Below are 24,874 nucleotides of genomic sequence, written 5' to 3'. Positions count from 1 at the left end.
GGAGCTTGGGGCAGGTGCGACGTTCTGACAAGGATCGACCATGGACCCCGGTCGCGACCCGTGGCACCCGTCGCCCCATGACCGCGCTGACCCCCGAGGCCGTCGAGGCCCTGTTCACCCGTTCCGACGACAGCTTTCTCTTCGCCCGCTGGGGCCGGCCCATCGCGCCGGTGCTCTTCGGCGTCGAGGACAGCACGATCTCCGTCTTCAAGGGCGCGCTGGAGGCGCTCTGCGTGCTCACGGGACACAACTTGGCCGAGCTCGACCCCGAATTCGGCGTCAACCTGATGGTCTTCTTCATCCGCGACTGGTCGGAGCTGAAGGAAACCCCCAATCTCGACCGCCTCATTCCCGATCTAGGCCCGCTGGTCGCGCGGCTGGAAGCCGCCGACGCCAATCAATACCGCCTGTTCCGCTTCGACGCCAACGGCGCGATCCAGGCCTGCTTCGCCTTCATCCGCGTCGATGCGGAGGTCGCGGCCGTCCCGGCCGAAACCCTGGCGCTCAATCAGATGGTCCAGGCGCTGCTGCTCTGGTCGGACCGGGCCTTCACCGACAGCTCACCGCTGGCCCTGGTCGAGGATCGCGCGGTCCTGCGCCCCGACATCGCCGATCTGATGCGCGCGGCCTATGACCCTGCGATCCCGGCGATGTCGCAGGACCCGTCGACCGCGCTGCGCCTCGCCGCCCGGCTGGGGCGGGGCCAGTGAGCCCCCACCGCTGGCCAATCCGCGTCTATTACGAGGACACGGATATGGCCGGGATCGTCTATCACGCCAACTACCTGAAATATATCGAGCGCGCCCGCTCCGAAATGGTCCGCGAGGCGGGGATCGACCAGGCGGAGATGCGCGCCGAAGGCCGTGTCTTCGTCGTCGCGCGGATCGAGGCGGACTATCTGCGTCCGGCTTTCTACGACGACGACCTGATGGTCGAGACCGAGGCCCGCGCCTTCCGCCCCGCGCGCTTCACGATGCGCCAGGAGGTCCAGCGAGGCGAGACGGTGCTGTTCCGGGCCGAGGTGACGGTAGCGCTGACGGATCTGCGCGGGCGACCGCAGCGGCTCGGGCCGGAGATCGCCACGCTCTTCGCCCGATCCTAGCGCAGGGCCTGGCCGAACCGCCACGATCCGGCGCCCCTGCGATGCACGTGCTGCCGCTTCTCTTCCCCCTGCCGCCCTCGATCCGGGCGGCAGGTCCGGCCCTCCCATCGACCGCGCGTCCGACGCGAACACCGGACAGCGGCCTCGGCACCCCGCTCGAATGCCCGAGCCCCCGCCCCCCTGACCCGCCCAACGAGGCGGCACGCCGCCGAGAGAGCACCACGCCCCTCCATCACGGGTTCACAAATACTCACGACGCGCCGCCGCCCCAGACGCGACGCCCAGGCCAGCACGCGCCCGGTGACGCCGGGGGTCCGGGGGGCGTCCCCCGGCCCCCTCCGGCAGAGTACGACCCGGGGTGGCCACTCGACTGCGGCCGCCTCGCGACAATCCGCCGACGGCCCGTTCGCCCTCGCCAAGGGAGCGGGATTCTGCTAGCCTCCGCGCAATCACGAGCCGAGAACGGCCGAGACAAAGGGCGGGGCAGTCCATGGAAACCGAGGTGCTGGCGGCGGCCAGTGAGATCGACTTCTCGATCTGGGCGCTGTTCATGCGCGCCACGATCGTCGTCAAACTCGTCATGATCGCGCTCTTCGCGGCGTCGATCTGGGTCTGGGCGATCTTCATCCAGAAGATCCTGCAATTCCGCCTGGCCCGGTCGCGGGCGGCGGCCTTCGACAAGGCGTTCTGGTCCGGCGACCCCCTGGACGAGCTCTACGAGACCATCGGCGACAAGCCCCGCTCCGCCTCGGAGCGCATCTTCGTCGCCGCCATGACCGAATGGTCGCGCAGCCATCGCGACGACGGGGCGCTTATCCTCGGCACCCAGGCGCGAATCGACCGCACCATGGACGTGGCCATCGGCAAGGAGCGGGACCGCCTGACCTCCGGCCTGACCTTCCTCGCCACCACCGGCGCCACCGCGCCCTTCGTCGGCCTCTTCGGCACGGTCTGGGGGATCAAGCACAGCTTCGAGCAGATCGCGATCAGCCAGAACACCAACCTCGCCGTCGTCGCCCCCGGCATCGCCGAGGCGCTGCTGGCCACCGGCATCGGCCTCGTCGCGGCCATCCCGGCGGTAATCTTCTACAACAAGCTCAACCGCGACGCCGACCGCATCATGGGCAATTACGAGGCGTTCGCCGACGAGTTCGCCACCATCATCTCGCGCCAACTGGACGCCGGATAGGATGGCGGCGGGGACCATCCAGCCCGGCGGCTCGGGCGGCAACCCGCGGCGCCGGCGGCGCGGCAGCGGCAACGCGCCCATGGCCGAGATCAACGTCACGCCCTTCGTGGACGTGATGCTGGTGCTTCTTATCATTTTCATGGTGGCCGCGCCGCTCTTGACGGCGGGCGTCCCCGTCGAGCTGCCCGAGACCGCCGCCGCCCCCCTCCCGCAGGAGCAGGAGGAACCGCTGGCCGTCACCGTCACCGCCGAGGGCATCGTCCAGATCGGCTCGACCGAAGTGCCGCGCGAGGAGCTCGTCACCCGTCTCCAGGCCATCGCCGGCGAGCGCGAGAGCGATCGCGTCTTCCTGCGCGCCGACGGGTCGGTTCCCTATGCCGAAATCATGGTGGTGATGGGCGCGCTCAACGCGGGCGGCTTCCGCAATATCGGCCTCGTGACCGAGCCGGGCGGGCCGACCCTGACCGGCGCAGGGGCCGAGGGGACCGAGTAGGATGGAGCGGCGCACCGCCGTCGCGCTGTCGGCCACGGCTCATGCGGGTGTGCTGCTCTGGGCGGTGGTCGCGGGCTGGCTCCCGCCGACCCCGGAGGAGGACAGCATCTCCGTAGCCGAGGTCTCGGTGATCTCGGCGGCGGAGTTCGACGCGCTGGTCTCGGTTGCGCCGCAGGACGTGCCGACCGAGGTTCCCGCTCCGGCGGCGCCCGAAGTTCCCACTCCGCCCCAGGAAAGCGCACCCCCGCCCGCCCCCACCGAGGACGCGCCCCCGATCCAGGCCCCCGCGCCGCTGGCGCCCGCGCCCAACGCGCCCGAGGCCGCGCCCGACACCGCGCAGCTGGTCCCGCCGCCGCGCACCGAAGTCGCGCCCGAGACGCCCGAAGCGCCCACCACGCCCGCCGACGCGCCCGACGCGCCCGTCTCCGACCGCCCGGCGCCGCGCCCGGCGCCGCGCATCGCCGCGCAGCCCGCGCCCGCGCCGCCCCCCGCGACCGAGACCGCGCCCGTGGCCGAAGCGCCCCCGGCCCCGTCCGACGTGCCGGACCCCGTCGCTCCCGCAGAAGAGGTCGCCGCCCCCGAGGAGGCCGCCGCCGCCATCGCCCGAGAGGACGAGACCCCCTCGGCCGCGCCCGAGCGCTCGGTGCGCCCGGGCCGCAAACCCGCCCCGCCCGCGCGCGCCGTGGCCGAGGTCGATGAGGCAAGGGAACCGGCCGAAGAGACCCCCGCCCCCGTGGCCCCGCGGCAGATCGACACCTCCGACGCGCTTGCCGCCGCCCTGGGCGCCCCCGCGCCGACCCCGCCCGCGCCCTCCGGCCCGCCACTGACCCAGGGGGAGCGGGACGGGCTGCGCGTCGCGGTCTCGCGCTGCTGGAACCTGGGCTCGCTCTCGACCGAGGCGATGCGGACCCGCGTGACGATCTTCATGCAGGTGAACCAGGACGGGACGCCCGTCACCAACAGCATTCGGCTGATCCGGTCCGAGGGCGGCTCCAACGCCGCGGCCAACCAGGCCTATGAGGCCGGCCGGCGGGCGATCATCCGGTGCGGCGCGGACGGGTTCGACCTGCCGCCCGAGAAATACGAGCAGTGGAAGGAGATCGAGATGACCTTCGACCCCGAGCAGATGCGCTCACGATGATGTGGGCAGAGTTGAGCTTCCGCGACAATCCCGCGATAAGGCGGGAACCGTCGCCAGCCGGTTTGAGGTGCGCGTGAGACAGTTTCTGACAGCTATCTGGATCGCCGCGGTCGCGGCGCTCGGCTTGGCCGCTCCCTCGGCGGCGCAGGACGGGCCGCTGCGCATCACCATCACCGATGGCGTGATCGAGCCGCTGCCTTTCGCCGTGCCGACCTTCGTCGCCCGCAACGCGGCGGCGCAAGACATCGCGCAGGACATCACCCGCGTCATCGCCGCCGACCTGAGCAATACCGGCCTCTTCCGCGAGATCCCGCAGGATGCGCATATCGCCCGCGTCTCCAGCTTCGACTCGACGGTGCAATGGTCCGACTGGAAGGCGATCAACGCCCAGGCGCTGATCACCGGCTCGGTCCTGGTCGAGGGCGACGGGCGCATCGTGGTCCAGTTCCGCCTGTTCGACGTGTTCAGCGAGGCGCAGCTGGGCGACGGGCTGCAATTCGTCGGCACGTCGGACGGCTGGCGGCGCATGGCCCACAAGGTCGCCGATGCCGCCTATAGCCGGATCACCGGCGAAGGCCCGTATTTCGACAGCCGCGTCGTCTTCGTCTCCGAGACCGGGCCCAAGAACGCGCGGCAAAAGCGCCTCGCCATCATGGATTACGACGGCGCCAACGTGCAGTACCTGACCTCCTCGGACAGCATCGTGCTGGCGCCGCGCTTCTCGCCCGACGGGCGGCGGATCATCTATACCGGATACGAAAGTGGGTTTCCCCGGGTCACGGTGCTGGACGTGGCGACGCTGCAGCGGCGCACGCTGGGCGATCTGAACACCAATATGAGCTTCGCGCCCCGCTTTTCGCCCGACGGCTCGCGCGCCGTCTATTCGGCCGAGGTGGCGGGCAATACCGATCTCTACCTGCTCGACCTCAACACCGGCGCCTCGACCCGGCTGACCTCGGCGCCGTCGATCGAGACCGCGCCCAGCTTCTCGCCCGACGGCAGCCGCATCGTGTTCGAGAGCGACCGGTCCGGCGCGCCGCAACTCTACATCATGTCGGCCGGAGGCGGCGAAGGGAACCGGATCAGCTTCGGCGAGGGCCGCTATGGCACGCCGGTCTGGTCGCCGCGGGGCGATCAGATCGCCTTCACCAAGCAGAATGCGGGGCGCTTCCATATCGGCGTCATGCGCATCGACGGCTCCGAGGAGCGTCTGCTCACCGGCGCCTTCCTCGACGAGGGGCCCACCTGGGCGCCCAACGGACGGGTCGTCATGTTCACCCGCGAGAGCCCGGGCGCGCAGGGCGCGCCGGCGCTCTATACGGTGGACGTGACCGGCCGAAATCTTCAACGGGCCGCAACGCCGGCCGCAGCGTCGGACCCGAATTGGGGTCCGCTGCTCGACTAGGGACAAGAGCATGAAATTCCAGGCAATCATCATCGCATCCGCGCTCGCTCTCTCCGGCTGTGCCGGGGGGCTCTTCGGAGATCGCGGCGCGGGCGGCATGGGCGACCAGGGCTTCGACGGCAGCGGGGGCTTGGGCTCCACCATCGGTACCGGGGGCCTCAACGACCCGAGTTCCGTCGCGTTCTTCCAGCAGAACGTGGGCGACCGGGTGCTCTTCGCCGTCGATCAGTCGACCCTCTCGCCCGAGGCGCGCTCGGTGCTCGACGCGCAGGCGCAGTGGCTGATCGCGAACCCCGGCTATACCGCGCTGATCGAAGGCCATGCGGATGAGCAGGGCACGCGGGAATACAACCTCGCCCTCGGCGGCCGCCGCGCCAACGCCGCCCGCGATTACCTGGTCAGCCGGGGCGTGCCGGCCACGCGGATGCGGACCATCTCCTACGGCAAGGAGCGTCCGATCCAGGTCTGCTCGACCGAGGCCTGTTATAGCCAGAACCGTCGCGCGGTAACGGTGCTTGCGCTGGGGGCGACCAGCTGATGCGCCTCGCCCTCGCCCTTCTGCTGGCCACCGCCCTGCCCGCGCCGGCGCAGGACCAGGCGCAGACCCTGTCCGACATCCGGCGCCAGCTTTCGGTACTGAACCAGGAGATGGCCGGCCTGCGCGCGGAGTTGCAGACCACCGGCGCCGCCGTGCTGGGGATCGAGGGCAGCAGCTTCCCGGACCGCGTGATCGCGCTGGAAGGGCAGTTGCAGGAGCTGACGGCCCGGACCGAACAGCTCTCCTTCCGGGTCGAGAGTGTGGCCCGCGACGGGGGCAACCGGATCGAGGATCTGCGCTTTCAGCTTTGCGAGCTGACGCCGGACTGCGACCTCGGGTCGCTCCCCAATCCCGGCCCGCTGGGCGGGGCGCCCACGGCGCCCGGTCCCGTGGCTTCGGGCCCCGTGCCGGTGCAGCGCCCGACTGGCGGGACCACCGCGCCCCCGGCCAGCACGCCGGAGCTTGCCGTGGGCGAGCAGGCGGAGTTCGACGCCGCCCGCGCCCTGCTGGAGAGCGGCCAGAACGCCGAGGCGGCGCAGGCGTTCTCGCGCTTCACCACCTCCTACCCGACCGGTCCCCTGACCGGGGAGGCGACCTTCCTGCGGGCGCAGGCCCTGGCGCGGAACGGGCAGGCCGCCGATGCCGCACGGGCTTATCTCGAAAGCTTTTCGGGCTCGCCCCAAGGCCCGCGCGCGGCGGAGTCGCTCCTGGGCCTCGGCCGGTCGCTCGGGACGCTGGGCCAGACCGACGAAGCCTGCCTGACCCTCTCGGAGGTGCTCATCCGCTTCCCGAACGCGCCCGCCGCGGCGGAGGCGCAGCAGGCGCGGACAGGGCTTGGCTGCGCCTGAACTCGACCTCGACGCGCAGGGCGGGCCTTATGGCGTTGCGGTCTCGGGCGGGGCGGACAGCCTCGCCCTTCTTCTCGCCAGCCACGCCCAAGGCCTCGCCGCGCGGGCGGTGACGGTTGATCACGGGCTGCGACCCGAGGCGGCGGCGGAGGCCGCGCAGGTGGCGCGGATCTGCGCCGCGCGAGGGATCCCTCATGAGACGCGGCGCCTGGACCTCTCGGACGGCCCCGCCTTGCAGGCCCGGGCCCGGGACGCGCGCTATCGGGCGCTTGGCGCCTGGGCGCGGACGCACGGGCTGCGCGCGGTCCTGCTGGGACATACGGCAGATGACGTGGCCGAAGGCTTCGTGATGCGGCTGGCGGATGGCGCGGGGCTCGACGGCCTGGCCGCCATGACCCCGCGTCTGGAACGGGACGGCGCCGTCTTCCTGCGCCCGCTGCTCTCGGTCTCGCGACGCGCCCTGCGCGATTGGGTCGAGGCGCAGGGCCTCGTCCCGGTCGACGATCCGTCCAACGCCGATCCCCGCTTCGAACGGGTCCGGGCCCGTCACCTGATCGCCGGGCTGGGCATCGACCCGGTGCAGATCGCGGCCTCGGCCACCGCCCTGCGCATGGCGCGCAACGCGCTGGAGCGCCGCGCGCGAGAGATCGTGGCGGAGCACGTCACCTTCGACTGGGGCGACTGGCTGATCCCGCGAGAGACGATGGACGCCTTGCTGCGGGACGACCCCGAGCATGCGCGGCGCCTGCTGCTGGCCGCGCTGGCCGAGATCGGCGGCGCCTCCCATCCGCCGCGCCGCGCCAAGCAGGAGGAGTTGCTGCGCCGCGCCGCCGCCGCCCGCCAGACAACCCTGGCCGGATGCCTCCTGACCTGGACGTCGGACCGCCTGCGCGTCTCGCGCGAGCCGGCCGAGGCCGCCGCCGCCCCGCCCGCGCCCCTGGGCGCCCTGTGGGACGGCCGGTGGCGGGTCACCGCGCAGACCGAGACCCCGCCGGACGCCCATGTGGCGGCCCTGGGCGAGGCGGTCTCCGACTTCCCCTGGCGGGAGTCCGGCCTGCCGCGCCAATCGCTCCTGGCCTCGCCCGCCATCTGGTCGGAGTCGCGTCCGATCGCCGCGCCCCTGGCCCACCCGGAGCCCGGATGGACGGTGGAATGCCTCCGCCGCCGCGGATCCTGACCCGGCCGCGTCAACTGCGTCCGGGGAATTGCGTTGATCCCAGCACCGCAATCCCTATCTTGTCCACTAACTGACGCGCGGGCGGACCGGTCCCGCGCCACATGGAGGTATTCCCTTGGGCAACGCGCGATCCATCGCTTTTTGGGTGGTTCTCTTCGTTCTCGTCATGGCCCTGTTCCAGCTCTTCTCGGGCGGGCAGTCGGCGATGTCGGCGCGGGAGGTCCCCTATTCCGAATTCATCACTCAGGTCGAAAACGGCTCCGTCAGTGCGGTTCGTCTCGACGGGGAGCGGATCGAGTTCCGCGGCGCCAGCGGCACCGAACAGGTCACCATCAAGCCGGCCGATGTCGACGTGACCGAGACGCTCCTGGCCAATGATGTCGCCATCTCAGCCGAAAGCCAGGAACAGTCGGGCTTCATGTCCGCGCTGGGCCTGTGGCTGCCGTTCCTGGTGCTGATCGGAATCTGGATCTTCTTCATGAACCGGATGCAGGGCGGCGGCAAAGGCGGCGCGATGGGCTTCGGCAAGTCCAAGGCCAAGCTCTTGACGGAAAAGCATGGCCGCGTGACTTTCGACGACGTCGCGGGCATCGACGAGGCCAAGGACGACCTGGAAGAGATCGTCGAATTCCTGCGCAACCCGCAGAAATTCTCGCGCCTGGGCGGCAAGATCCCCAAGGGCGCCCTGCTGGTGGGCCCTCCGGGCACCGGCAAGACGCTCCTGGCCCGGGCCGTGGCCGGTGAGGCGGGGGTGCCCTTCTTCACCATCTCCGGCTCCGACTTCGTCGAGATGTTCGTCGGCGTCGGCGCGAGCCGCGTGCGCGACATGTTCGAACAGGCCAAGAAGAACGCGCCCTGTATCGTCTTCATCGACGAGATCGACGCCGTGGGCCGGTCCCGGGGCGTGGGCTATGGCGGCGGCAACGACGAGCGTGAGCAGACGCTGAACCAGTTGCTGGTCGAAATGGACGGCTTCGAGGCCAATGAGGGCATCATCATCGTCGCGGCGACCAACCGCCCCGACGTGCTGGACCCCGCGCTGCTGCGTCCGGGCCGCTTCGACCGTCAGGTCCAGGTGCCGAATCCCGACATCAAGGGCCGCGAGAAGATCCTGGGCGTCCATGCCCGCAAGACACCGCTGGGCGCCGACGTCGACCTGCGCATCATCGCGCGCGGCACGCCGGGCTTCTCTGGCGCCGATCTGGCGAACCTCGTGAACGAGGCCGCGCTGATGGCCGCGCGCATCGGGCGCCGGGTCGTCACGATGGAAGATTTCGAGATGGCCAAGGACAAGGTCATGATGGGGGCGGAGCGCCGCTCCATGGTCATGACCGAGGACGAAAAGCGCCTGACCGCCTATCACGAGGCGGGCCACGCCATCGTCGGCCTGAACGTCCCGCAGCACGATCCGATCCACAAAGCGACGATCATCCCGCGCGGCCGCGCGTTGGGCCTCGTTCTGTCCCTGCCGGAGCGGGACCAGCTTTCGGTCAGCTGGACGAAATACACGTCCAAGATCGCCATGGCGATGGGCGGCCGCGTCGCCGAGGAGCTTGTATTCGGCAAGGAGAACGTGACCTCCGGCGCCGCCTCGGACATCCAGCAGGTGACCAAGATCGCCCGCGCGATGGTGACGCAGTTCGGCTACTCGGACGAGCTGGGCATGGTCGACTACGCCAATGAGCAGCAGTCCTATCTGGGCAGCTATCAGGGCGGCGGCAACGTCTCGCCCGCGACCCAGAAACTGATCGACGAAAAGGTCAAGGAACTGGTCCATACCGGCTATGAGACCGCCAAGCGGATCCTGACGGAGAAGCGCGACGATCTGGAGCGGCTGGCCCAGGGTCTGCTGGAATACGAAACGCTGACCGGGCCCGAGATCATGAAAGTGATCAACGGCGAGCCGCTCAAGCGCGACGAGGACGACGATGGGGCCGATACCGGTGGCAGCAGCCTGACGGCGATCCCCAAGACCAAGCCCAAGCGGAAAGATCCGCAGGTCGGCTCCGGTCCCGAGCCCGAGCCTTCCGCCTAGACCCCAAAGACAGCCCCCGGCGCGCAGCGTCGGGGGGCTTTCGTTCGTGAAACTTTCGAAGCGTCTTCATCGGCGATAGTCGAATTGTCATGGCCGCATCCGTCACCACGATACCGCGCCTCGTCGTCTTCGCGAGCCTCGCCATCATCCTCGCGATCCTGCTCTTCGTGCGCGGATCGGACGGCCTCTACGGTGAGGACGGCCCTGTGGAGATCGCGTCGGTCGTCGCCTATCTGGGCGCCGCGCTGGCCTTCGTAGCGGCCGCGCCGGACCTTCTGGGCCGCCTCTGGCAGGTCCCCGTCACGCTGCTGTTCGCGGCCGGCCGGGAACTGGACCTCGACAAGTCCCTCCTGTCCGGCGGGATCCTGAAATCCCGCTTCTACACCGGGGCCTTCCCGCTCTGGGAGAAGCTGGTGGGCCTCGCCATCGTCTTCTTCGCGCTCTGGACCGGTCTGCGCCTGATCCGACACGGCGCCGGCCCGACCTGGCGGGCGATGCGCACGGGCCGGCTCTGGCCCTGGCTCACGGTGGGCGCGCTGATCGCGTTGGTGATCGCGAAGGGCTTCGACGGGATCGGGCGCAAGCTGCGGCCGCTCGGCATCGAGGTGTCGCAAGCCCTCAACGACAGGCTTGCCCATGTCGAGGAGTGGCTGGAACTGGGCGGCGCGGTCGCGATCCTGCTGGCCGTCGCCGTCTGGGCCGGTCGCCGCGCCCGCCCCACCTGACAGGACCACCGCGATGCCCGCCCTCAAGCCGACCGACGTCACCGGCCGCATCGTCTGGCTGGGCGTGGTCGCCGACCGCGACGCGGCCCTCGCCTCCGACCCGCGCGAGACGCTGCACCTGACCCTCGCCGGCCCCGAGGGCGAGGCCCATGGCGGGCTCACCCGGCCCTCCTGCTCCCGCGTGGTGGCGCAACATCCGAAGGGGACGGAGATCCGCAACGTCCGACAGCTTTGCATCATGAGCGAAGAGGAATTGTCGGAGATCGCCGCGAAGATCGGCGTGGAGCGCTTCGATCCGGCCTGGGCGGGTGCGACGCTGATCGTCTCCGGCATCCCGGACCTGACGCATCTGCCCCCGTCGTCGCGGATTCAGGCGGAGGACGGAGCGACGCTGGTGGTGGATATGGAGAACCGTCCCTGCCAGCTCCCCGCGCCGGTGATCGACGCGGATGCGCCCGGGCATGGACGAAAGTTCAAGCGGGCCGCACAGGGGCGGCGGGGCGTCGCGGCCTGGGTCGAGCGGGAGGGGATGCTGCGGCTGGGCGGCCGGCTGCGACTGCATATCCCGGACCAGCGGCCCTGGCGCGGCGCCTGAAACAAGAAAGCGGCGCGCCGATCCAGGCGAGGGACAGAGCCTGAATCGACGCGCCGCCGGGGGACGGAGACCGGGGGAGGTCTCCGGGGAACCGGACCGGACGTTGGGGAGTGCCGGCCCGGATCGGGATCAGGTGAGCGCCAAGCCGGTGAGCATGGCGCGCGCGAGGCCGGAGGCGAAGCCGGCATGGATCAGCAGCGACGTGGCGGTCATTGGGTCCTCTCCTTCGAGCGGTTTGAGCACGCACGCACAGACCATAGCGCGTCATTTGTGAAAGAACGACGAAAGCCGAATCATGTTCCCGTGATCGGACGCCGCTCACGCGCTTGTGATCGCCGGACCGGACCGGGGTTTCCGATCCGCGCCGCGCCGTTCGCCGAACGGCGCGCCCATCGCGCACAATGTCGCATATGAGCGCCGCGTGCCCCTGTCCGCCGGGCTAGCAGTCATGGCATGCCCTGGCTGCGAAGGAAGGACCGACCCCAGATGCCTCTCACCGATATCGAGATCGCGCGCGCCGCGAAGAAGCGCCCCATCCAGGAGATCGGGGAGAAGGCCGGAATCGGCGCGGCGGATCTGCTGCCCTACGGCCATGACAAGGCGAAGGTGAGCCAGCGCTTCATCGACAGCGTCAAGGACCGGCCGAACGGCAAGCTGATCCTGGTGACGGCGATCAACCCGACCCCCGCCGGCGAAGGCAAGACGACCACGACCGTGGGCCTGGGCGACGGGCTGAACGCCATCGGCAAGAAGGCGATGATCTGCATCCGCGAGGCCTCGCTCGGCCCGAATTTCGGGATGAAGGGCGGCGCGGCCGGGGGCGGCTATGCGCAGATCGTGCCCATGGAGGACATGAACCTCCACTTCACAGGCGACTTCCACGCGATCACCAGCGCCCATTCCCTGCTGGCGGCGATGATTGACAACCATATCTACTGGGGCAACGAGCTTGAGATCGACATCCGCCGGGTCGTCTGGCGCCGGGTGGTCGACATGAACGATCGCGCGCTGCGCCAGATCACGGCGTCCCTGGGCGGGGTGGCCAACGGCTTCCCGCGCGAGGCGGGCTTCGACATCACCGTCGCCTCCGAGGTCATGGCCTGCCTCTGCCTCGCCACCGACCTGGCCGACCTGCAACGGCGGCTGGGCGACATGATCGTCGCCTATCGCCGCGACAGGACGCCGATCTACTGCCGCGACATCAAGGCGGACGGGGCGATGACCGTGCTCTTGAAGGACGCGATGCAGCCGAACCTGGTGCAGACGCTCGAAAACAACCCCGCCTTTGTCCATGGCGGGCCGTTCGCCAACATCGCCCATGGCTGCAACTCGGTCATCGCGACGACCACGGCGCTTAAGCTGGCCGATTTCGTCGTCACCGAGGCCGGGTTCGGGGCGGATCTCGGGGCGGAGAAGTTCATGAACATCAAGTGCCGCAAGGCCGGGATCGCGCCTGATTGCGTCGTGCTGGTGGCGACCGTCCGGGCGATGAAAATGAATGGCGGCGTGGCCAAGGCCGACCTGGGCGCCGAGAACGTTGAAGCCGTCAAGGCCGGATGCGCCAATCTCGGCCGCCATATCGGCAATGTCAAAAGCTTCGGCGTTCCCGTGGTCGTGGCCATCAACCACTTCACCGGCGACACCGAGGCCGAGGTCCAGGCCGTCAAGGATTACGTCCAGACCCAGGGGTCCGAGGCGATCGTTTCGAAGCACTGGGCCGACGGCTCCAAGGGGTCCGAGGCGCTGGCGCGGCGCGTGGCCGAGATCGCGGAGGCGGGGACGGCGAATTTCGCGCCGATCTATCCGGACGACATGCCGCTCTTCCAGAAGATCGAGACTATCGCCAAGCGCATCTACCACGCCGACGAGGTTCTGGCGGACAAGAAGATCCGCGACCAGTTGCGCGCCTGGGAAGAGCAAGGCTATGGCGCTCTCCCGATTTGTATGGCGAAGACTCAGTATTCCTTCAGCACCGATCCCAACCTGCGCGGCGCACCGACCGGCCATTCCGTGCCGGTGCGCGAGGTGCGGCTTTCGGCCGGGGCCGGCTTTGTGGTGGTCATCTGCGGAGAGATCATGACAATGCCGGGCCTGCCCCGCGTGCCCTCGGCCGAGAAGATCGGCCTGAACGAGGCGGGCGAGATCGAGGGGCTGTTTTAGGGGTGCGCCGCCCCGGATCGTCGCGCCGGGGGCGGCTGGTCCGGGGCATCGAGCCCCGGACCAGCCGCGGCCTCCGGCGGGGATATTTAAACAGGGAAGAAGAGGGGGCGCCCCGCTGCCGTCTCTTCGTGAGCTAGGAATGAGCGCGGGGAAACGGACCAGACGGGCGCCGGTAGGAGACGACATGACGGCAGAGATCATCGACGGAAAGGCCTTCGCGGCGGGCATCCGGGAGAAGGTCGCGGCAGAGGTGGCGCGGGTGAAGGCGGCGGGCGTCACCCCCGGTCTGGCCGTGATTCTGGTGGGTGAGGACCCGGCGAGCGAGGTCTATGTCGGCCACAAGCACAAGGCGACGGTGGCCGCCGGGATGGAAAGCTTCGAATACCGCCTGCCCGCCGACGTGCCGGAAGCGGAGCTCTTCGCGCTGATCGACCGGCTGAACGCGGACCCCGCGGTGCATGGCATTCTGTGCCAATTCCCCGTGCCGGACCACCTGGATGAGCGACGGACGGTGGCGCGGATCGATCCGGCGAAGGATGTGGACGGGCTGAGCGTGGTGAATGCGGGCCTGCTCGCCACCGGCGGCGACGCGTTGACGCCCTGCACGCCGCTGGGCTGTCTGATGCTGTTACGGGACCGGCTGGGCGACATGAGCGGCCTCTCGGCGGTCGTGATCGGGCGCTCGAACCTATTTGGCAAGCCGATGGCGCAACTGCTCCTGCGGGAGAACTGCACGGTCACGATGGCGCATTCGCGGACACGCGACCTGGACCAGGTCTGCCGCGGGGCGGATATCCTGGTGGCGGCGGTCGGGCGGGCGCAGATGGTCAAGGGCGATTGGGTCAAGCCCGGCGCGACGGTGATCGACGTTGGCATCACGCGGGTGCCGCATCCCGATCTGCCGGGCAAGACCCGCCTGGTGGGGGATGTGGACTTCGCCGAAGCGGTCGAGGTCGCTGGCGCGATCACGCCGGTTCCGGGGGGCGTCGGCCCCATGACCATCGCCTGTCTGTTGGCCAACACGCTCACGGCCTGCTGCCGGACCCATGGACTGCCGGCGCCGGAGGGCCTGACCGCCTGACGCCGATCAGCGGTAGCGGCGCCTCAGACGGCTGCGGCGCAGGATCGAGACCACGCTCAGCAGCGCGACGCCGGCGGCAACGTAGGGGGCGGCGGTCAGGGCTGCGGAGGCGCAGAGATAGGATCCCGGGCCCTGGCGGATCGTCAGGGTGGGATATTTCTCCCCCATCACGACATCGATCGAGAGGTCGGTGCAGGCGGCGAAAACAGAGACGGCATCCAGCAACGGTTCCATGCAATCGACATAAATTGGTTCTAAGGCGAAGGCGTGGCAAAATCCGGGCTCCGAGGGGGCGGGGCGAAGCGCCTCGCCGAGGTTCGGCCTTCCGTCTCACCGGGCCGGGACGCGGGTCATTTATCTAGAAAGACGCGAATCGCTGCCTCGAACTCCCGCGGCTTTTCGGCGTGCAGCCAGTGGCCCGCCCCGGGAATACGCGCGAATTTCGCGCCCGGGAAAAGCGCGAGGATCCGGTCGCGATGCTCGGCCCGCACGTAATCGCTGTTGGCGCCCGACAGGAACAGCGTCGGGCCGTCGAAGCGCCCTTCGATCTCCGGGAAGCCGATGATGCGATCCATCTCGTCGGCCAGCGCGTCCAAGTTGAGGGTCCAGCGGCCTGCCGCGACGTCGAGCGATTGCAGCAGGAAGGACCGCGTCCCGTCCTCGGGCACCTGGGTCAGCTGCGCGGCGGCGTCGGAGCGGCGGGTGACGCGGCTCAGGTCGACCGCCCGCATCGCGTCGATGAGGTGCCCTTGCGTGTGGCGGTAGCCAACCGGCGCGATATCGGCCACGACAAGGCGCTGCACCGCTTCGGGCCGCGTCAGCGCCAGCACCATCGCCGCCTTGCCGCCCATGGAATGGCCGAGCACGTCATGGGGCCGGTCTCCGATGACCTCGGCGAGATCGGCGGCGAGATCTTCGTAGCCATGGGCCGCGTCCCAGAAAGACGCGCCGTGGTTGCGCATGTCGACCGCCACGACCTCGCGCGTGTCCGACAGGCGCTTGGCGATCACGCCCCAGTTGCGCGCCGAGCCGAAGAGGCCATGCGCGATCAGGAGGGGCGGTCGGTCGGTCGGGCTGCCGTGGCGGATCATGTTGAGCATGGAAACGGAGTATCCTGCCGCCGATGCGATGGCCAGGGCGACGCGCGCGCCCTAGGCTGCCTCCATGGACGGGATGCATCGCGACGTGGCCGCGCGGATCGACGCGGTCGAGGCCGCCCTGGGGGAGCGGCTGCACCTGTCCGGGTCGCTCGAGGCGAAGCTGGCCGGCGCGCGCGGCCGCCTGCCGCGCGCCGCGCTGGCCCAGGCGCGGGAGCTTTCGACCGCGCGCGCGATGCTCGCCAACCCCGCCACGGCGCGCAACCTGGACGCGGGCCGCGTGGTCGAAACCTGCGCCATGCTGGAGCGGCATCTGGCCGCGATCCCCGAGGGGAAATATCGCCGCCGCGCGCGATCGGGCCTGATCGGGCTGGTCGCACTGCGCCTGCTGATCGTGTTTGGGCTGGTTCTGGCCGTGCTGGCCTGGCGCGGGCTGACCTGAGCGCGCTTTTCATTGTGGCCGGAGCGCGACCCGGCTAGGTCGCGCTCATGTCCGAGCCCATCCATATCCTCTATCCTTCCGCCCCCCGTCGCGCCTTCGGCCTCGTCGTCCAGATCGTACTGGGGCTGGCGCTGCTTTATCTTGCGGTCGCGCACCCGCCGCAGGTGCTCGGGTGGCGGATCTTCCTGGTCGTGCTGGGGATCGCTGCTCTGGTTCTGGGACATCGGGGTTGGGTCGGATCGGCCCAAGGCATCGTGCTCGACGAGACCGGCCTGCGCGAGGAGAGCGGACGCGTGATCGCGCCGCTCGACCGGATCGTCTCGGTCGACCGGGCGCTGTTCAGCTTCAAGCCGTCCAACGGCTTCCTGATCCGGCTGGACGAACCGCTTGGCCGGGCCTGGGTGCCCGGCATGTGGTGGCGGATCGGCCGGCGCGTGGGTATCGGCGGCGTCACGCGCGGGGCGGAGACCAAGATCCTGTCCGATGCGCTCTCGATGATGATCGCGCAGCGCGACCGCGCCTAGCCCTCAGCCACCCCGGCTTCGGCAAAGGTCGCCATGCCCGAATGGCAGACCAACGCGCCGCGCAGCACCTGAACCGCCAGAGCAGCGCCCGAGCCCTCGCCCAGCCGGAGTCCCAGATCCAGCAGCGGCGCCTTGCCCATCGCGTCCAGCATCCGCCGATGCGCGCCCTCCGCCGAGAGGTGGCCCGCGACGCAATGGTCCAGCACATCCGAGCGCTCGGCCTGCAAGACGAGCGCCGCCGCGCCGCAGATGAAGCCGTCCAGGATCACCGGGATCCGCCGCGCCCGAGCGGCCGCGATGGCCCCGGCCATGGCCGCGATCTCCCGCCCGCCGAGGGCGGCGAGCACCTCCAGCCCCGTCCGTCCCGGATTGGCGGCGAGGCCCGCGGCGACAGCGGCCTCCTTGCGCGCCAGCCCCGCATCGTCGATCCCGGTCCCGCGCCCGGCCCAGCCCGTACCGCCCAGCAGGGCGGCGGCAATCGCGGCGGCAGATGTGGTGTTGGCGATCCCCATCTCGCCCGTCACCAACAGGTCGGCCCCCGGGTCCACCGCGTCCCAGCCGGCGGCGAAGGCGGCGCAGGCCTCGGCTTCGCTCATGGCGGGGCCTTGGGTGAAATCCGCCGTGGGCGTCTCCAGCGACAGAGCATGCACGTCCATGCGCGCCCCGGCCAGGTCCGAGAGCTGGTTGATCGCCGCTCCGCCCGCACGGAAATTGGCGACCATCTGCACCGTCACCTCGGCCGGGAAAGCGCTGACACCCTGCGCCGCGACGCCGTGATTGCCGGCGAAGACGAGCACCTGCGGCGCCGAGATCGTAGGGCGCGGGTCGCCGCGCCACCCGGCATACCATTGCGCCAGCTCTTCCAGACGCCCTAGCGCGCCGGGCGGCTTGGTGAGCTGACCGTTGCGGTCGGCGGCGGCCTGAGCGGCGGAGGCGTCCGAGCCCGGCAGGTCGGCCAGGGCGGTGCGGAGGGCGGGGAAGCTGTCGAGTACGGTCATGGCCGCCGTGATGGCGATGACTTTACCGAGGCGCAAGCGCTCGCTATCCGCCGGAAGACACTTACGCCTTCGGTCCCATGTCGCTCCGCTCCGATCTCATCTCGGCCACGATGCTGCTGACCCGCCTGCCGGTGCGGGGCGTGCCGACGGCGCGGGCCGCCGATGCCGCCTGGGCCTGGCCGCTGATGGGCCTGCTGGTGGGCCTGCCGGCCGCGCTGGCCGGCATGGCCGTGGCGGCTGTCGGCCTGCCCGGAGGGCTGGCCGCGGCGGTGACGCTGACGCTGCTGGTCATGCTGACCGGCGCGATGCACGAGGACGGGTTGGCGGATTGCGCCGACGGCTTCTGGGGCGGGTTCGACCGCGCCCGGCGTCTGGAGATCATGCGCGATTCGCGCGTGGGCACCTATGGCGTGCTGGCGCTGGTGCTGTCGCTGCTCGCCCGCTGGGTTGTGCTGGAGCTCGCGCTGTCGCAGGGCAACCTGATCGGCGTATGCGTCGTGGCGGGCGTCGTCAGCCGGGCCTCGATGGTGGGGCTGTTGCGCCATATGCCTCCCGCGCGGGAGGACGGGCTGGCACGGGGGGCGGGGCGGCCCTCGGCGCGCTGCCTCTGGATCGCGCTGGCGCTGGCACTGGCGGCGCTGGCGACGCAGGGCGGGCCGCACGGCCTGTTCGGTCTGGCGATGGCGGCGCTGGCGGCGGCCGGGGTGGCCGCGCTGGCGCAGGCCAAGATCGGCGGACAGACGGGCGACGTGCTGGGCGCGGTGCAGCAAGTGACGGAAATCGCCGTTCTCGCGGCGCTCGTGGCACGTTAGGGTCGCTCCCATGACGATCTGGCAACGCATCATGCAAGCGCTCGCGCGTCTGGCCCCCGGGGAGCGGCTGTCGCAGCTCTTCGAGCCGCTGCGCGCCCCGCCGGAACGCTCCGTCGCCTTCACCATCGCCGTCATCGCGCTGAGCGCCAAGATGGCCAAGGCCGATGGCCGCGTCACCCGCGACGAGGTAACCGCCTTTCGCGAAGTCTTCGTCATCCCCGAACGCGAGATCGAGAACGCCGCCCGCGTGTTCGATCTGGCCCGCACGGACGTGGCCGGGTTCGAGCATTACGCCGCCCGCATCGCGGCCATGTTTAAGGGCGACGGTCCGGTCTTGCGCGATCTGATGGAGGGGTTGTTCCACATCGCCCTGGCCGATGGCGACTACCACCCCGCGGAGGATGCCTTTCTGACCCGGGTGGCGGAGATCTTCGGCATTCCAGACCGCGAGTTTCGCGCGCTGCGCACCCGGCTCGTGCCCGGCGCCGAGCCCGATTGTTGGGAGATTCTGGGCGTCGAGCCGGGCGCACCGATGGAAGAGGTCCGGGCGGCCTGGCGCGCGCAGGTCCGCGAGACCCATCCCGACCGCATGGTCGCGCGCGGCCTGCCCGAGGAAGCGGTGAAGCTGGCCGAAAAGCGTCTCGTCGCCATCAATCGCGCCTGGGAGCGGATCCAGGCCGGCACCGCGTGAGCCAAGCACGGACATCGCTGCGGCTCGCCACCTGGAACGTGGAGTGGTTCGACCAGCTTTTCGACGAGGACGGCCAGCCTTTGCAGGTGCAGGAGCATGGCCGCTACGGCGTGCCCAAGGCGCGGCAGCTGGACGCCATCGCAGGTGTCCTGCGCGCGATCGACGCCGATGCGATCGTGATCCAGGAGGCGCCCGACACGTCGATGCGCCGCGCGGGCGGGGCCGCGCTGGAGATCTTCGCCGAGCAGGCCGGGCTCCGCATGTCCCGCTCGCTGCTGGGCTTCCCGAACGACACCCAGCAAGAGATCGCCCTGCTCTACGACCCCGACCGCGTCACGCCCAGCCACGCCCCGGGGCAAAGTCCGGAGGCTCCGCGCTTCGACCGGATCTTTCAGCTGGATGTCGATCTGGATCTGCGGGCCGATCGCCTCGCCTGGTCCAAACCGCCGCTGGAGATCGATCTGGAGGTGGAGGGCGAGGTGCTGCACCTGATCGGCGTGCACGCCAAGTCCAAGGCCGCCCGTGGCGCCAAGGACGCGGACGATGCGATGCGGATCGCCATCCAGAACCGGCGCAAGCAGCTGGCGCAGTGTATCTGGCTGCGGCGCCGCGTGGATCAGCGGCTGGCCGAGGGCCGACGCCTGATCGTCGCGGGGGATTTCAACGACGGCCCCGGCCTGGACCGGTTCGAAGCGCTATTCGGCCGCTCGGGCCTGGAGATCGTCCTGGGCGACGGCCCCGACGCCCTCTACGACCCTGCGGCCCGCCCACCTCGGCTCGGCGCGGCGCAGCCCGCGACCGCCCGCTTCTGGGATTCGCATGCCGAGTGCTACATGAACGCGCTTATCGACTTCGCGATGGTCGATGCGGGCCTCGTGCCCCGCGCCCATTGGACGATCCTGCATCCGTTCGACGCACCCCGCGCCTTGAAGGATCCCGCGTTGCAACGCGACCTGCTCGACGCGTCCGACCACTTCCCCGTGATCCTTGATCTGGCCCCGGCCTCGCCCCACATCTGAGGCATGCGCCTGCTTCTCCTCCTCCCGTTCCTCTGCCTGCCCGCCGCCGCCCAGGAAGGCGAAGGCCGCTCCGCGATGGAGCAGGGCCTGCGCCTTTTCATGGACGGCCTGATGCAGGAGATGGAGCCCACCTTCCGCGACCTGGAAGATCTCGCCCGCGATGCCGGCCCCCTGCTGGAGCGTTGGAGCGACAAGCTGAGCGGGATCGACCTGACCCTCTACCACGCGCCCGAAGTGCTGGAGAACGGCGATATCCTCATCCGCCGCAAGCGCGAGGAGGAGGTCGAGGAGCTCGGCCCCCCGCCCGAAGGCGCTATCGACCTCTGAGGTCGAGCAACTGTTGCAGAGGCCCCGCCAGCAGAAGATAGGTCGAGGTCAGCCCAAATGCCCAGGCCCAGGCCCCTGACAGCCCGAACTCGCCCCAAGCGGCCATGACCGCTAACACCATCCAGGCCAGCGACACCGCGAGGGTCAGCGGCCGCCAGCGCGCCGTCCGAACGGGATGCACGAACCGGATCGGCAGGAACATCGCGACCGACAGAACGAGCGAGAGGATCAGCACGATCCAGGGATTCGGCTGAAGGACGAAGACCACCAGCGCGAACATGTTCCAGCAGCCCGGGAAGCCCTCGAAGCTCGCATCCTCGGTCTTCATCCGCACATCCGCGAAATAGAGCGCGGAGGCGAAGGGAATGACGATCAGCATCCCCCACCCCGGCCAGCCCGGCACGATGCCGGAGGCATAGAGCGCATAGGCCGGGATGAAGACATAGGTGAGGTAATCGATGATGAGGTCCAGCAGCACCCCATCGAAGCGTGCCGCGTGAAGATCCACGTCGTAGCGCCGCGCCAGCGGCCCGTCGATGCCGTCCACCAACAGCGCGGCCAGCAGCCACAGGAACATCCAGGACCAGTTCGCTTCGACCGCGGCCAGCAGCGCGAACATCGCGAAGACAGCGCCGGTGGCCGTCAGCGCATGGACGGAATGCGCACGGGTGCGCGACCATTTGCGGGGCTGCTCCATCCGCTGGACTCTGGCGGAGTCGACGGCGCTGCGCAAGCACGCGGCGGGACGGAAGGCGGGGGTATCCCCGCCCTACGACACGGCCCCAACGCGCCTGGGGCCAGCTGTGCCCGCGTAGGGCGGGGATTTCCCCGCCCCCTGAGCACGGTATCCCATTGGCATTTCCGCCACGGGTCCTCGGTGATTCAACCTTTCCGAGCGGTTTGGGGAGCAGGACGGCCAGGGGGCATTCTTGGATCAGCGATGCGGAGTGGGCGCGGAACGCGCCGCATCTGCCGTTCGGTCAGCGCCGTGCGTGGCGGGTCGACGACCGCAGGGTGATCTCTCTGCACATGCTACGGCCGGGCGCGCGGTGGCGGCCCTGCCCGGCAGTCCGCGGCCAATATAAGACCGTCGATAACCGCTTCAACAGGTGGCCCCGGCAGAGCGTCGCGCATGGGATCTACGGCGCCGGCCGGCCATACCGGCATCCACGGGTCGCATGCGGAGGTCTCGATCGGCGCGCCCCACGTGAAGGCCCACCGCTTGGTGGCCGACGCAAAAGGGGGGGCGCCTTCGCGCAAGGGATAGGCTGCTCCCGCCGGGGGGGCGTCCAAGCTGCACGGGCTGGCCAAGCGCGGTACGGAAGCGATCGTCCCGCCATAACCTTTCGGCGCGTCTCGATCTCATAGGATCGGACTGCCTCCCGCGCGCGACACCTCGCCGAGCGAAGGTGGCGCCGCCTCAAGGACGGGCGCCGCGCCGCGACCCGACCCGACACGCTCGGGCGAAGCTGCCCCGCCGCCGCTCACATCGCCACCGCCTTCACCAACTGGTTCAATTGGGTCCGGAGCCCAGACCGTCAGTTCGGGGCCCGGACCTCCTCCACCGGATAGCCCATCGAGTCGGAGGCGTCGAAGTTCACGTGACAATCGTGGCAAAAGCTCTGGCTGACGCGCAGGGCCTGTCCGGTCGGCTGCACACCGGAATAGCGCCACCCGTCGGTCTCGGGCGCGTCATCCACCTTGGTCATGATCAACAGCGGTGCACGGCGCGCGTCGCCATTGTCGCGGATCCCGATCATCTCCTTGGCCAGGATCGAGCCCACGGGCATCTCGAAGTCGCCCTCCTCGAACCTGAGATACTGCTCCGCGCCCACATCGTTGACGAACGTGTTAAGAAAGCGCTCCCCGTGGACGCCTGCCACGGCAGGCCGGATCGAGGCCTGGGTCCAGCCGCGATAAGCCATCGCGATCTCGTCCCCCTCGGCTTGATAGCCCTGGATCATGTAATCCGACATGCAGTCATACATCGCGTCGATCTGCTCAGCGGTCATGTCGTAGCGGTCGGCGGGCAGGGCGCAGGTCGGCGCCTCCTGCGCGGAGACCGGAAAACTGAAGAGGACCGCGGCGAGGGCGGGCATGGAAAGACGGCGCATGATAGGGCTCCCTTATGTGTTGTTGCCAGCATAAGCACGGCACGCAGCTCACGGCCTATGCAAGAAGACGTGACCGGTGCTTGCGCGTTGACAGGTGGCCCGTTTCGCGCGATGCCGGGCGCCTCTGACCCATATAAAGGACCACGGAGATGATGTCCCCCATCCTGCCCACCTACAACCGCGCGCCGCTGAGCTTCGTCTCGGGCGAAGGCGCCTGGCTGGTGGAGAAGGACGGGCGACGTTTCCTGGACCTCGGCGCGGGCATCGCGGTGAACGTGCTGGGCCACGCGCATCCCAAGCTGACCGAGGCACTGACGCGGCAGGCGGGCCAGTTGTGGCACACCTCCAACCTCTACCACATCCCCCAACAGGAGGAGCTGGCCGATCGGCTGGTCGCGGCGACCTTCGCCGATACCTGCTTCTTCACCAATTCCGGGACGGAAGCCTGCGAACTGGCAGTGAAGATGGCGCGGAAATACTGGTTCGATAAGGGCCAGCCGGAGCGGAACGTGATCCTCGCCTTCACCGGCTCGTTCCACGGCCGCTCCGCCGCGGGCATCGCGGCGGCGGGGTCCGAGAAGATGACGAAGGGGTTCGGCCCGCTCCTGCCCGGCTTCCGACACCTGCCCTTCGGCGATCACGAGGCGCTCAAGGCGGCAATGGCCGAGCCGGACGTGGCCGCCGTCATCCTGGAGCCGGTGCAAGGCGAAGGCGGGATCATCCCGGTCCCCGACGTTTGCCTCAAGGGCCTTCGCGAACTGTGCGATAAGACCGGCGTGTTGATGATCCTCGACGAGGTGCAATGCGGCATGGGCCGGACCGGCAAGCTCTTCGCCCATGAATGGGCGGGGATCGCGCCGGACATCATGATGGTCGCCAAGGGCATCGGCGGGGGCTTTCCGCTGGGCGCATTGCTGGCCACCGAGGCGGCCGCCTCCGGCATGACCGCCGGCACCCACGGCTCCACCTATGGCGGCAACCCGCTCGCCTGCGCCGTGGGCAACGCGGTGATGGAGATCGTGGCCGACGAGGCCTTCCTCTCCGAGGTCCGCCGCAAGGCCGGCCTGATGCGCCAGGGGCTGGAGGGTCTGGTCGCCGCCCACCCGGACGTGTTCGAACTGGTCCGCGGATCGGGTCTGATGCTGGGCCTGAAATGCAAGGTCCCGGCGGGCGATGTCGTCCAGGCCGCCTATGCGCAAGAGGTCTGCATCGTGCCCGCCGCCGACAACACGGTCCGCCTGCTGCCACCGCTCAACATCGAGGACGAGGACATCCGCGAGGCCATCGCGCGTCTCGACCATGCCGCGGCCTCAGTCGCCCCCGCATCCGTGGCCTGACCCTCCTTCTTCTGGCCAGAAATACTCCGGGGGTCTGGGGGCAGAGCCCCCAGCCCTCGGCCTCGGAGACCGCCATGCCCAATTTCCTCGACATTCACCGCACCGCACCCGCCGACTTGCGCACGATCTTAGAGTCGGCAAGCGAAATGAAGGCCACCCGAGGCACGCGCCCCAAGGGTACGCCAGACGACGACCTGCCGCTGAAAGGGCATGTCGTCGCGCTGATCTTCGAAAAGCCCTCGACCCGAACCCGCGTCAGCTTCGATGTGGGCGTCCGCCAGATGGGGGGCACGTCGATCGTGCTGTCGGGCGCCGAGATGCAACTCGGCCATGGCGAAACCATCGCCGACACGGCTCGCGTGCTCAGCCGCTATGTGGACCTCATCATGATCCGCACCTTCGGCGAGGACATCCTGGCGGAGATGGCCGAGCACGCCACCGTCCCCGTGATCAACGGCCTGACCGACACTTCGCACCCTTGCCAGATCATGGCCGACGTCATGACCTTCGAAGAGCATCGCGGCCCCATCCGGGGCAAGCGCGTCGCCTGGATGGGGGACGGCAACAACGTCGCTCAAAGCTTCCTGCATGCCGCGGCCAGTTTCGGGTTCCATTTCACCTTTTCGGGTCCCGCGCAGCTCGACCCGGATCCCGCGCTGATCGGTGCGGCGCGGAGCGCGGGCTGCGAGGTGCGCATCGAGCGCGACCCGGAGGCGGCGGTGCGCGACGCCGACCTCGTCGTCACCGATACCTGGGTCAGCATGGGCGACCCGGAGAGCTCGCGCCAGCGCCGCCACAACCTGCTGCGCCCCTTCCAGGTCAATGAGCGTCTGATGGAAGCCGCGCCGGACCATGCGCTGGTTATGCATTGCCTGCCCGCCCATCGCGGGGAAGAGATCACGGATGCGGTTCTCGACGGCCCCCGCTCGGTGGTGTTCGACGAGGCCGAGAACCGGCTCCATGCGCAGAAGGCGATCATGCGCTGGTGTCTTGGTGTCTGACGGACGAAGTCTTCGCGAAGATT

General features: G+C 69.6%; 28 protein-coding genes. 23 read left to right on the top strand and 5 right to left on the bottom strand.

Annotated features, from left to right (window positions below; translation table 11 throughout):
• The first annotated feature begins 77 nt into the window (after window positions 1-77).
• The 14 genes from DTQ71_RS04555 (at window position 78) to folD (ending at window position 14,489) form a co-directional block, all read left to right on the top strand.
• Entirely contained in the window at window positions 78-710 is a 633-nt protein-coding gene (locus tag DTQ71_RS04555; RefSeq protein ID WP_109563069.1) for a hypothetical protein, read from the top strand.
• Entirely contained in the window at window positions 707-1,102 is a 396-nt protein-coding gene (gene ybgC / locus DTQ71_RS04550) for a tol-pal system-associated acyl-CoA thioesterase (RefSeq protein ID WP_281271218.1), read from the top strand. The genes DTQ71_RS04555 and ybgC overlap by 4 nt, the downstream gene beginning before the upstream one ends.
• Before the next feature lie 490 nt (window positions 1,103-1,592).
• On the top strand, window positions 1,593-2,291 hold the full coding sequence (gene tolQ / locus DTQ71_RS04545) for a protein TolQ (protein WP_109563067.1): 699 nt from the start codon (window positions 1,593-1,595) through the stop codon (window positions 2,289-2,291).
• Window position 2,292: 1 nt separating this feature from the next.
• A complete protein-coding gene (tolR, locus tag DTQ71_RS04540) occupies window positions 2,293-2,784 on the top strand; it encodes a protein TolR (RefSeq protein WP_109563066.1) in 492 nt (163 codons plus the stop codon).
• A 1-nt stretch (window position 2,785) separates the two neighbouring features.
• Window positions 2,786-3,925: a hypothetical protein gene (locus DTQ71_RS04535; protein ID WP_109563065.1), complete on the top strand. Its 1,140-nt coding sequence runs from the start codon at window positions 2,786-2,788 to the stop codon at window positions 3,923-3,925.
• Between the two features lie 85 nt (window positions 3,926-4,010).
• Window positions 4,011-5,330 (top strand): Tol-Pal system beta propeller repeat protein TolB, encoded by a 1,320-nt coding sequence (gene tolB, locus DTQ71_RS04530; RefSeq protein ID WP_407066392.1) that lies wholly within the window; start codon window positions 4,011-4,013, stop codon window positions 5,328-5,330.
• Window positions 5,331-5,340: 10 nt separating this feature from the next.
• Window positions 5,341-5,868 carry a peptidoglycan-associated lipoprotein Pal gene (gene pal, locus DTQ71_RS04525; protein ID WP_109563063.1) on the top strand — a complete coding sequence of 176 codons (528 nt, stop codon included), beginning with the start codon at window positions 5,341-5,343 and terminating at the stop codon, window positions 5,866-5,868.
• The gene (gene ybgF, locus DTQ71_RS04520; protein ID WP_109563062.1) at window positions 5,868-6,716 is read left to right on the top strand and encodes a tol-pal system protein YbgF; all 849 of its coding nucleotides are present in this window, start codon (window positions 5,868-5,870) and stop codon (window positions 6,714-6,716) included. The genes pal and ybgF overlap by 1 nt, the downstream gene beginning before the upstream one ends.
• Entirely contained in the window at window positions 6,703-7,893 is a 1,191-nt protein-coding gene (tilS, locus tag DTQ71_RS04515) for a tRNA lysidine(34) synthetase TilS (RefSeq protein ID WP_109563061.1), read from the top strand. The genes ybgF and tilS overlap by 14 nt, the downstream gene beginning before the upstream one ends.
• 115 nt (window positions 7,894-8,008) lie before the next feature.
• Window positions 8,009-9,928: an ATP-dependent zinc metalloprotease FtsH gene (ftsH, locus tag DTQ71_RS04510; RefSeq protein ID WP_109563060.1), complete on the top strand. Its 1,920-nt coding sequence runs from the start codon at window positions 8,009-8,011 to the stop codon at window positions 9,926-9,928.
• Between the two features lie 89 nt (window positions 9,929-10,017).
• On the top strand, window positions 10,018-10,653 hold the full coding sequence (locus DTQ71_RS04505) for a hypothetical protein (protein ID WP_109563059.1): 636 nt from the start codon (window positions 10,018-10,020) through the stop codon (window positions 10,651-10,653).
• 13 nt (window positions 10,654-10,666) lie between these two features.
• Window positions 10,667-11,248, top strand: coding sequence for an MOSC domain-containing protein (locus tag DTQ71_RS04500; protein ID WP_109563058.1), 582 nt, complete (start codon window positions 10,667-10,669; stop codon window positions 11,246-11,248).
• Window positions 11,249-11,734: 486 nt separating this feature from the next.
• A complete protein-coding gene (locus DTQ71_RS04495; protein WP_109563057.1) occupies window positions 11,735-13,408 on the top strand; it encodes a formate--tetrahydrofolate ligase in 1,674 nt (557 codons plus the stop codon).
• Window positions 13,409-13,592: 184 nt separating this feature from the next.
• A complete protein-coding gene (folD, locus tag DTQ71_RS04490) occupies window positions 13,593-14,489 on the top strand; it encodes a bifunctional methylenetetrahydrofolate dehydrogenase/methenyltetrahydrofolate cyclohydrolase FolD (RefSeq protein WP_109563056.1) in 897 nt (298 codons plus the stop codon).
• Window positions 14,490-14,495: 6 nt separating this feature from the next.
• On the opposite strand, the gene DTQ71_RS04485 is transcribed toward folD, so the two are convergent.
• Complete coding sequence (locus DTQ71_RS04485) at window positions 14,496-14,723, bottom strand: hypothetical protein (protein ID WP_109563055.1); 228 nt, start codon at window positions 14,721-14,723, stop codon at window positions 14,496-14,498.
• Between the two features lie 116 nt (window positions 14,724-14,839).
• Complete coding sequence (locus DTQ71_RS04480; RefSeq protein WP_109563054.1) at window positions 14,840-15,589, bottom strand: alpha/beta fold hydrolase; 750 nt, start codon at window positions 15,587-15,589, stop codon at window positions 14,840-14,842.
• A gap of 64 nt (window positions 15,590-15,653) precedes the next feature.
• On the opposite strand from DTQ71_RS04480, the gene DTQ71_RS04475 reads away from it, so the two are divergent.
• Together DTQ71_RS04475 and DTQ71_RS04470 are read left to right on the top strand one after the other, a co-directional pair.
• Entirely contained in the window at window positions 15,654-16,028 is a 375-nt protein-coding gene (locus DTQ71_RS04475) for a hypothetical protein (protein ID WP_109563053.1), read from the top strand.
• A 47-nt stretch (window positions 16,029-16,075) separates the two neighbouring features.
• The gene (locus DTQ71_RS04470) at window positions 16,076-16,552 is read left to right on the top strand and encodes a hypothetical protein (protein ID WP_109563052.1); all 477 of its coding nucleotides are present in this window, start codon (window positions 16,076-16,078) and stop codon (window positions 16,550-16,552) included.
• Here the strand turns inward: DTQ71_RS04470 and cobT are convergent.
• Window positions 16,549-17,550, bottom strand: a complete 1,002-nt coding sequence (gene cobT / locus DTQ71_RS04465) for a nicotinate-nucleotide--dimethylbenzimidazole phosphoribosyltransferase (RefSeq protein WP_109563147.1) — start codon at window positions 17,548-17,550, stop codon at window positions 16,549-16,551. The genes DTQ71_RS04470 and cobT overlap by 4 nt on opposite strands.
• Before the next feature lie 77 nt (window positions 17,551-17,627).
• On the opposite strand from cobT, the gene cobS reads away from it, so the two are divergent.
• The 4 genes from cobS to DTQ71_RS04445 are packed head-to-tail and all read left to right on the top strand — an operon-like array spanning window position 17,628 to window position 20,399.
• Window positions 17,628-18,362: an adenosylcobinamide-GDP ribazoletransferase gene (cobS, locus tag DTQ71_RS04460; protein ID WP_109563051.1), complete on the top strand. Its 735-nt coding sequence runs from the start codon at window positions 17,628-17,630 to the stop codon at window positions 18,360-18,362.
• 10 nt (window positions 18,363-18,372) lie between these two features.
• On the top strand, window positions 18,373-19,053 hold the full coding sequence (locus tag DTQ71_RS04455) for a molecular chaperone DjiA (protein WP_109563050.1): 681 nt from the start codon (window positions 18,373-18,375) through the stop codon (window positions 19,051-19,053).
• On the top strand, window positions 19,050-20,072 hold the full coding sequence (locus tag DTQ71_RS04450) for an endonuclease/exonuclease/phosphatase family protein (protein WP_245947194.1): 1,023 nt from the start codon (window positions 19,050-19,052) through the stop codon (window positions 20,070-20,072). Before DTQ71_RS04455 ends, DTQ71_RS04450 begins: the two co-directional genes overlap by 4 nt.
• A 3-nt stretch (window positions 20,073-20,075) precedes the next feature.
• Window positions 20,076-20,399 (top strand): hypothetical protein, encoded by a 324-nt coding sequence (locus tag DTQ71_RS04445; protein ID WP_109563049.1) that lies wholly within the window; start codon window positions 20,076-20,078, stop codon window positions 20,397-20,399.
• Here the strand turns inward: DTQ71_RS04445 and DTQ71_RS04440 are convergent.
• Complete coding sequence (locus tag DTQ71_RS04440; protein ID WP_109563048.1) at window positions 20,386-21,096, bottom strand: CDP-alcohol phosphatidyltransferase family protein; 711 nt, start codon at window positions 21,094-21,096, stop codon at window positions 20,386-20,388. The two genes, DTQ71_RS04445 and DTQ71_RS04440, sit on opposite strands and share 14 nt — an antisense overlap.
• Before the next feature lie 155 nt (window positions 21,097-21,251).
• On the opposite strand from DTQ71_RS04440, the gene DTQ71_RS24820 reads away from it, so the two are divergent.
• Entirely contained in the window at window positions 21,252-21,767 is a 516-nt protein-coding gene (locus tag DTQ71_RS24820; protein ID WP_407066386.1) for a transposase, read from the top strand.
• A gap of 170 nt (window positions 21,768-21,937) precedes the next feature.
• On the opposite strand, the gene DTQ71_RS04430 is transcribed toward DTQ71_RS24820, so the two are convergent.
• Complete coding sequence (locus DTQ71_RS04430) at window positions 21,938-22,513, bottom strand: cytochrome P460 family protein (protein ID WP_109563047.1); 576 nt, start codon at window positions 22,511-22,513, stop codon at window positions 21,938-21,940.
• A 149-nt stretch (window positions 22,514-22,662) separates the two neighbouring features.
• On the opposite strand from DTQ71_RS04430, the gene DTQ71_RS04425 reads away from it, so the two are divergent.
• Window positions 22,663-23,850, top strand: coding sequence for an aspartate aminotransferase family protein (locus tag DTQ71_RS04425; RefSeq protein ID WP_109563046.1), 1,188 nt, complete (start codon window positions 22,663-22,665; stop codon window positions 23,848-23,850).
• Window positions 23,851-23,924: 74 nt separating this feature from the next.
• Complete coding sequence (argF, locus tag DTQ71_RS04420) at window positions 23,925-24,851, top strand: ornithine carbamoyltransferase (RefSeq protein ID WP_109563045.1); 927 nt, start codon at window positions 23,925-23,927, stop codon at window positions 24,849-24,851.
• Window positions 24,852-24,874 lie beyond the last annotated feature (23 nt).

It is taken from the genome of Jannaschia seohaensis (assembly GCF_900116765.1).
Classification (GTDB): Bacteria; Pseudomonadota; Alphaproteobacteria; order Rhodobacterales; family Rhodobacteraceae; genus Jannaschia; species Jannaschia seohaensis.
Note: the sequence above shows the minus strand (reverse complement) of the source record. Positions and strands in the feature narration are given on the sequence as shown.